The 2,011-nt window shown below is 65.8% G+C and carries 1 protein-coding gene and 1 pseudogene; one reads left to right on the forward strand and one right to left on the reverse strand.

All coding sequences use genetic code 11. The features are described from left to right. Positions 1–157: 157 nt before the first annotated feature. Positions 158–565: pseudogene (locus GJ633_RS16155) on the reverse strand (response regulator transcription factor); the annotation flags it as partial. A gap of 345 nt (positions 566–910) precedes the next feature. On the opposite strand from GJ633_RS16155, the gene GJ633_RS16160 reads away from it, so the two are divergent. Further along, a partial coding sequence (locus tag GJ633_RS16160) for a proteasome-activating nucleotidase (protein WP_156589588.1) occupies positions 911–2,011 on the forward strand: 1,101 nt, incomplete at its 3' end.

Raw genomic sequence — 2,011 nt, forward strand, 5'->3', positions numbered from 1 at the left:
GCTTCTATACACCAACGTTGATCGATTGATGATCGGCTACTTTCTCGGTGAAGTGGAAGTCGGAATCTACGGGGTGGCGATAGGACTTGCGACTGTAAGCTGGGCTAGCCTGTCGGGGTTGAATCAATTGTTTCCTCCGATCGCGTCGAAACTACACTCTCGAGACGAGCGCGAAGAACTCCTGGCTCCGTTCGTCGAACTCCGCGCGGCGTAACAGCACCTCAACCAGCGCGAGCAGGTCCTCTCTGGTCACCGGCTTCGTCTTGTAGTCGTCGAACGGCATGTCGACGATGTCGACGTCGGGCTCGACCGCGGTCAGCATCGCCACGCGGGCGTCGTACCCCTCCTCGCGGATCGCCGACAGCAGCTCGTCGCCCGACATGTCCGGCATTCGCCGGTCCAGGAGGACGACGTCGACCGCTTCGTCCATCGCGGTCAACGCCGCTTCGCCCTCGGTCGCGATCCGGACGTCGTACGCCGGATCGAGGTACACCCGGTACAGCTCCGCGAGATCCGGATCGTCGTCGACCGCGAGCACGGTCGGCGACACTCCTGTATCGGTCATGGGCCGACGACCGTGACCCGCGAGCGACTCACGACCCCGTCACCCTCGACCCTCGGACCGTCGCCGTTCGGCGTGCGTTCGTCCATAGCCGCCGGTGTGCAGTCCTGTCAATAAAACGTTATCCGTCGAATATCACGATTGATATGTGGTCTGTCGCGAGGCCTCCCGGTCGCGTCCGTCCGGACGGGGGTCGCTCTCGATTTCGGTCGGTAACGCGGGGGAGCAGTTCGAGCCTCGTTTCGGGGCGATCACCGCGTAGACAGCGGTCTGCCGGCGCGACGTCGCCGGGGAACTGACCGTGACCCAAAGGCACATTTACGCTCGTCCCATACCGCGAAACAACGAATGTCTCACAGTCCCTCACTGCCCGACCGCCCCCGTCTGGAGCTCGATCCGGAGATGAGCGAGACGGAGCGGTTGGAGGCGATCCGCCAGCACTACCGGCGGATCCTGCAGGTGAACAACGAACTGGAGGACCGGCTCGACGACGCCCAGGACCGTCGCGGCGAGCTGAAGACCGATGTCGACGAGCTGAAACGCGAGAACGAGGTGCTGAAGACCTCCTCGCTGTACATCGCCTCGGTCGAGGAGATAACCGACGACGGCGTCGTGATCAAACAGCACGGCAACAACCAGGAGGTGCTGACGCAGGCGGACAGCCGGCTGGAGGCGGACCTCCAGCCGGGCGACCGCGTCGCGATCAACGACTCCTTCGCCGTCCAGCAGGTGCTCGACGACGAGACTGACTCCCGGGCGCAGGCCATGGAGGTCACCGCCTCGCCGGACGTCACCTACGCCGACATCGGGGGGATCGACGAGCAGATCCGCGAGGTCCGCGAGGCCGTCGAGGACCCCTTAGAGAACCCCGAGCAGTTCGAGACCGTCGGCGTCGAGCCCCCGAGCGGCGTCCTGTTGCACGGGCCGCCGGGAACGGGCAAGACGATGCTCGCGAAGGCCGTCGCCAACGAGTCGGACGCGACGTTCATCAAGATGGCCGGCTCCGAGCTCGTCCGGAAGTTCATCGGCGAGGGCTCCCGGCTGGTCCGCGACCTCTTCGAGCTGGCCGCCGAGCGCGAGCCCGCGGTCATCTTCATCGACGAGATCGACGCGGTCGCCGCGAAGCGGACGGACTCGAAGACGTCGGGCGACGCCGAGGTCCAGCGGACGATGATGCAGTTGCTCTCGGAGATGGACGGCTTCGACGACCGCGGCGAGGTGCGGATCATGGCCGCGACCAACCGCTTCGACATGCTCGACGAGGCGATCTTACGCCCCGGCCGCTTCGACCGGCTCATCGAGGTGCCGGAGCCCGACGCCGCGGGCCGCGAGCGTATCCTCGAGATCCACACCGAGGAGATGAACGTCGCCGACGGGATCGACCTGGCCGACGTCGCCCGCGACCTCGACGGATACAGCGGCGCCGACATCGCCTCGCTGGCGACCGAG

The sequence above is a fragment of the Halorubrum sp. CBA1125 genome, from assembly GCF_009742825.1.
GTDB lineage: Archaea > Halobacteriota > Halobacteria > Halobacteriales > Haloferacaceae > Halorubrum.